A 5,820-nucleotide genomic window follows, 5' to 3' on the forward strand; every position below is an offset into this window, starting at 1 on the left:
AGATACGCACAAGATGGCGGAGGCCAACAAGGCATTCGCACATTATCGCTGGTAATAATATCTGCCGGCAGTGTAAGGAGCGATAGGAAACAGTGGCAAGAGAATATTCCCTTGAAAAAACGCGGAATATCGGCATCATGGCACACATTGATGCCGGGAAGACGACGACCACAGAGCGCATTCTCTTCTACACGGGCGTAACGCACAAGATCGGCGAGGTTCATGAGGGCGCTGCCACCATGGACTGGATGGTTCAGGAACAGGAACGCGGCATTACGATTACGTCGGCGGCGACGACCTGCCACTGGAAAGACCATCGCATCAATATCATTGATACGCCGGGTCACGTTGACTTTACGGTCGAGGTAGAGCGCTCGCTGCGCGTGCTGGACGGCACAGTCGCAGTTTTGACCGCCCGCGGCGGCGTTGAGCCGCAGACGGAGACGGTCTGGCGTCAGGCAGAGCGTTACAATGTCCCGCGCATGGCGTACGTCAACAAGATGGACATCACGGGCGCGGATTTCTTCAACGTCATGAAGATGATGCGCGAGCGTCTCAATGCGAACCCGGTGGCGATTCAGCTGCCGATCGGCGCAGAGGATGAGTTCAAGGGCATCATTGACCTCGTGAAGATGGATGCCATCGTCTACGAGGACGATCTCGGCAAGGTGACCGATGAGGTCGAGATTCCCGCCGAGTACAAGGAGCAGGCAGCAGAGTACCGCGACAAGCTCCTTGAGGCATGCGCTGAGACGGATGATGAGCTGATGGAGAAGTACCTCGGCGGCGAGGAGCTGACCGAGGACGAGATCCGCGGTGCCATCCGCAAGGCGACCATCGCCTGTGAGATGACGCCGGTGACGTGCGGCACGTCGTACCGCAACAAGGGGGTTCAGCCCCTGCTCGATGCGATCGTCGACTACATGCCCGCACCGACGGATATCCCGCCGATCGCGGGTGTGAACCCCGACACAGGCGAAGAGGATCACCGTCCGGCATCGGACAGCGCACCGTTCTCGGCACTCGCGTTCAAGATTATGACGGATCCGTTCGTCGGAAAGCTCGCGTTCTTCCGCGTTTACTCCGGCACACTGAACTCCGGCTCGTATGTCTACAATGCGACGAAGGACAGCAAGGAGCGCATCGGCCGCATTCTCCAGATGCACGCGAACAACCGCAAGGAGATCGACATCGTCTACAGCGGCGATATCGCGGCGGCGGTCGGTCTGAAGAACACGACGACGGGCGATACGCTCTGCGACGAGAACAATCCGATCATCCTTGAGTCGATGGAGTTTCCGGATCCCGTTATCTCCGTTGCGGTGGAACCCGCGACGAAGAACGATCAGGAGAAGATGGGCATCGCCCTCCAGAAGCTCGCCGAGGAGGATCCGACGTTCCGCGTTCATACGGACGCTGAGACGGGCCAGGTCATCATCTCGGGCATGGGCGAGCTGCATCTGCAGATCATCGTCGACCGTATGCTCCGCGAGTTCAAGGTCGACTGCAAGGTCGGTGAGCCGCAGGTTGCATACCGCGAGACGATCCGCAAGCAGGTCAAGGCGGAAGGCAAGTTCGTCCGTCAGTCCGGCGGTCATGGTCAGTACGGTCACTGCTGGCTCGAGCTCATTCCGCAGGAAGCGGGCGAGGGCTTCAGCTTCGAGAACAAGGTCGTCGGCGGCGTGATTCCGAAGGAGTTCATCAACCCGATCGAGGCCGGTGTTCGTCAGGCAATGGAGAGCGGCGTTGTCGCAGGCTATCCGATGGTCGACATCAAGGTCATCGTCTACGACGGCTCGTTCCACGAGGTCGACTCCTCCGAGGCGGCGTTCAAGGTCGCCGGCTCGATGGCGTTCAAGGCAGGCGCGGAGAAGGCAAACCCCGTTCTCCTCGAGCCGTACGTCAAGGTTGAGGTCACGGTGCCTGAGGAGTATATGGGCGACGTTATCGGCGATCTGAACTCCCGCCGTGGACGCATCGACGGCATGGAGCCGCGCAACGGCGTGCAGGTCATCAACGCGTTCGTTCCGCTCTCGGAGATGTTCGGTTACTCGACCGATCTGCGCTCTCAGACGCAGGGTCGCGCGACCTATTCGATGGAATTTGATCACTACGACGAGGTTCCTAAAAATGTCGGCGAAGAGATCATTAAAAAACGCAACGGCTAAGCTTAACGGACGCTAGGGTGCGGCGATAGCTTTATCGCCAACCCCGGGCGCTTCTTTAAATTTTAAAACAGCACTTCAAATTTAACCCGCTTTACTAGCGTAAATTTAAATTCATACTCCGACTCCGAATAAAATTTCAATTCATAAATTTTAACTTCCGCCGATCGTAAATTTAGATCAAAAGAATTTCAATTAAATTTAAAAATTTAAAGCATAACTTAAAATGCGCTCATGATGCCGCGCCTATCGTTTTACTAGAGATTTATTCTCTCACAGATAAAGCGAGCATGTTGCTATCGCGCTTTGATTTTCATTCACGGACAAGATCGCCGCAAGCTGGATCGTAAGTAGGGTTAAATTTTACTTTCGGCGCAGCCTCAAGGCGGAGCGCTATCATAGACTTATATCGGATTGCGATCTATCAGTGCTTTATGCGAGTAGCGGTATTCTCGGGGCACTTTAATTGCGCCGCCGCTTTGCGCCGTAAAATTTCATCCTAGCGCGGCGGCTTACGAGCCGATCATATAAGCTGAGCTAACACCCGAGCTCGCTTGTTTTCAGATTTAGTAGGTGCCTACTTTCACGGGCTTATAATGCGCCCGTTTTAAATATTTCAAAACAAAGGAAAATCATGCAACAAACCAAATTGCAAGGCGCGAGCGTTAGCCTTTCGGGCAGCGAGCTTAAGCTGGGAGATAAGGCACCGGTAGTCGGCTTGGTCGCAGCCGATCTTAGCGAGGTCAAAGTCGGCGGCGGCACGGGCAAGGCGCAGGTCATCATCACCGTGCCGTCCCTGGATACGGACGTGTGCGCGACCGAGACGCGCAAATTTAACGAGCGCGCCGCGAGTATAAAAAATACCGAGGTTTTCGTGATCTCGATGGATCTGCTGTTTGCCGCGGGCAGATTTTGCTCGACCGAGGGGATCAAAAATTTACGCGCACTAAGCGACTTTCGCGATAAGGAGTTTGCGCGTGCATATGGCGTGCTGATTGCGGACGGCGCGCTTGCGGGGCTAACGTGCCGCGCGGTTTTCGTCGTGGACACCGCAGGCAAGATCGCCTACAAGCAGATCACGGACGACATCGTAGATGAGCCAGATTACGACGCGGCGCTCAATGCGGCGGCGTTTGCGAGCGGAAGCGCTGCGACGCAGGGCTGATGCAATTTCTAGGTCTGCGGTGCAGACGTTACCCGCTTAAATTTAGCGGGCTTAAAATACGCGGACGGGCGCCTTGCTCGCCCGCAACTTTAAATTCTAAAATTCCACTGCGCCCTGAAATTTAGCAGGTCGCGTCTGAAATTTCAGCGGATCTGGGTTCGTGATCCTATTTGCGCAGTTCGCAATAGAATTTTAAAATTCATCCCCAATCAATTCATAAATTTATCTCACATTGCAAAAATAGTCTATCTGACTTAAAATTTAAATTTGAGCGCAAAAACACAAGCGAGCAGTATCGCGAAGCTAGACTAGGCGACTTAAAATTTTGCGACGGGAGTTACCCTATTAGCTAATGACCGAGCAAAATTTTAAGGCAACGAAGTATAGCGATGCGAGACAACGCGTATAAGTTCCAAAAATTTCGAGGCGTCCCAGCTCGCCGTACCTACCAACACCCCATCGCAGTTTTTGATCCCCGCTATCGCGCCGATATTTGCGGCATTTACGCTACCTCCGTAAAGTAGCGGCGCGCTCGTTTGCTCGCGGATGAAATTTAAAATGCCTTCGATTTGCTCCGCGCTCGCACTTTTGCCCGTACCTATCGCCCAGATCGGCTCGTAGGCGATCAGCAAGCGCTCGTAGCCAAGCTCGATGTTTTTTAGCTGCTCGGCCAAAAACTCCTTCGTACCACCTGCTTCGTTTACGCTCAAATTTTCGCCGATGCAGTAGACGATCTGCCAGCCAGCCTTTGCGGCGAAGTCAAATTTAGTGCGCAAAAGCTCCTCGCTCTCGCCCAACTCTCGCCGCTCAGAGTGCCCGATCAGCACGCTTTTTACGCCAAACTCGTCCAGCATCGCCTTGCCGATCTCGCCAGTGTGAGCGCCGCTTTCGCACGGGTAGAAATTTTGCGCGCCGAGTTTAAATTTATGAGCCGCAAGATCAAGCGCGCTAAAGGGCGGAAACACCGTTACGTCGTTGTTTGCGCTTAAATTTGCGTCTAAAGTTTCAGCATAGCGCGCAAAGCTCGCTCTGGTATGATTGCACTTTAAATTTGCTAAAAACCTCACTCCATAGCCTTTCTAAGCGGTTTTATGCCCGGCAGCTCCTTGCCCTCGATGAGCTCCAGACTCGCGCCGCCGCCAGTCGAGATAAAGGTCATCTCGTCGGCATCTCCCGCGCGCTCGACCACGTCTGCCGTATCGCCGCCGCCAACGACCGTAGTCGCGTGAGTGTCGATGATGGCGTGGCTCATTTTGATGCTGCCTTTGCTAAATTTATCCATCTCAAAAACACCCATCGGCCCGTTCCACCAGATGGTTTGCGCATCGGCGATGACCTCTTTAAATAGCCTAATTGATGCCGGCCCGATATCTAGCCCCATCCAGCCGCTAGGTATTTCTTGCGCGGGGACGAATTTCACGGCGCTTTCAGCTGAAAACGTCTGAGCCGCAACGACGTCGACAGGTAGGTAAATTTTAACGCCAAGCTCCCTGCCCTTTTGCAAAATTTGCCTCGCGTCCTCAATGAGATCCTCTTCAAGCAGCGAATTTCCGATATTTTCGCCGAGTGATTTTAAAAACGTAAACGCCATGCCGCCGCCAATTATCAACTTATCCACGCGCGGAAGCAAGTTGTGCAGGGCTTGCAGTTTGCCGCTTACCTTGCTGCCGCCAACGACCGCGACAAACGGGCGCGCAGGATGCTTGATGAGATTTTGGGCGAAATTTATCTCCTTTTGCAGCAAAAATCCCGCCGCTTTATGCTTATCGTCGTAAAATTTAGTGATCGCCTCGACCGAGCTATGCGCCCTGTGGCAGACGCCAAACGCGTCGTTTATATAAAATTCTCCGTATTTAGCAAGCTCAGAAGCTAGCGCCTCGTCGTTTTTGGTCTCGCCCTTTTCAAAGCGCAAATTTTCAAGAAGTAAAATTTCGCCTGGCTTTAGCGCGGCAGCTTTAGCTTTGGCATCCGCTCCGATGACGTCCTCGGCAAATACAACCTCATGGCTCAGTAAAAGCGAGAGCCTCTTTGCCACGCCTCGTAGCGAAAATTTCTCCTCAAAGCCGTTTTTTGGGCGCCCTAGGTGGCTAGCCAAAACCACGCTGCAGCCGTTATCTAGGCAATAGCGGATAGTAGGGATCGCCGCGCGAATTCGGCGATCATCGGTGATGTTTAAAAACTCGTCCATCGGCACGTTAAAATCGCACCTGATGAATACTTTCGCGCCGCCCAGCTCAAGATCGTTGATCGATAAAATTTCACTCATTTTTAGCCCTTTACGGCGCGCAAAGCGAGATCTATAAGGCGGTGCAAGTAGCCCCATTCGTTGTCGTACCACGAAAAAATTTTAACCATATCGCCGCAGATCACCTGCGTAGTATCGCTAGCTACGATGCTGCTGTACGAGCTCGTACAAAAGTCGCTGCTAACGCGCGAGTCGTCGTCTACGAGCAAAATCCCCTTCATCGAGCCGTCCGCAGCCTCTCTAAA

Annotated in this window: 4 protein-coding genes and 1 pseudogene; 2 read left to right on the forward strand and 3 right to left on the reverse strand. The window is 53.6% G+C overall.

The window, feature by feature from the left end; all coding sequences use genetic code 11:
* The first annotated feature begins 92 nt into the window (after positions 1 to 92).
* Both fusA and tpx read left to right on the forward strand, forming a co-directional pair.
* A complete protein-coding gene (gene fusA / locus Q0236_RS05780; protein WP_297915965.1) occupies positions 93 to 2,168 on the forward strand; it encodes an elongation factor G in 2,076 nt (691 codons plus the stop codon).
* A gap of 631 nt (positions 2,169 to 2,799) precedes the next feature.
* Positions 2,800 to 3,330 (forward strand): thiol peroxidase, encoded by a 531-nt coding sequence (gene tpx, locus Q0236_RS05785; RefSeq protein WP_297915967.1) that lies wholly within the window; start codon positions 2,800 to 2,802, stop codon positions 3,328 to 3,330.
* A 368-nt stretch (positions 3,331 to 3,698) separates the two neighbouring features.
* Here the strand turns inward: tpx and Q0236_RS05790 are convergent, their stop codons facing one another.
* From Q0236_RS05790 to Q0236_RS05800, 3 genes and pseudogenes are all read right to left on the reverse strand, one after another.
* The gene (locus tag Q0236_RS05790; RefSeq protein ID WP_297915969.1) at positions 3,699 to 4,397 is read right to left on the reverse strand and encodes a triose-phosphate isomerase; all 699 of its coding nucleotides are present in this window, start codon (positions 4,395 to 4,397) and stop codon (positions 3,699 to 3,701) included.
* Positions 4,394 to 5,596, reverse strand: coding sequence for a phosphoglycerate kinase (gene pgk / locus Q0236_RS05795; protein WP_297915971.1), 1,203 nt, complete (start codon positions 5,594 to 5,596; stop codon positions 4,394 to 4,396). The genes Q0236_RS05790 and pgk overlap by 4 nt, the downstream gene beginning before the upstream one ends.
* Positions 5,597 to 5,598: 2 nt before the next feature.
* A pseudogene (locus Q0236_RS05800) lies at positions 5,599 to 5,820 on the reverse strand (type I glyceraldehyde-3-phosphate dehydrogenase); the annotation flags it as partial.

The sequence above is a fragment of the uncultured Campylobacter sp. genome (assembly GCF_938031315.1).
In the GTDB taxonomy this organism is placed as follows: domain Bacteria; phylum Campylobacterota; class Campylobacteria; order Campylobacterales; family Campylobacteraceae; genus Campylobacter_B.

Excerpts from the sequence above, each read along its gene's own strand:
- pgk (WP_297915971.1), bottom strand. The coding sequence starts at position 5,596 with ATGAGTGAAATTTTATCGATCAACGATCTTGAGCTGGGCGGCGCGAAA.
- tpx (WP_297915967.1), top strand. The coding sequence starts at position 2,800 with ATGCAACAAACCAAATTGCAAGGCGCGAGCGTTAGCCTTTCGGGCAGC.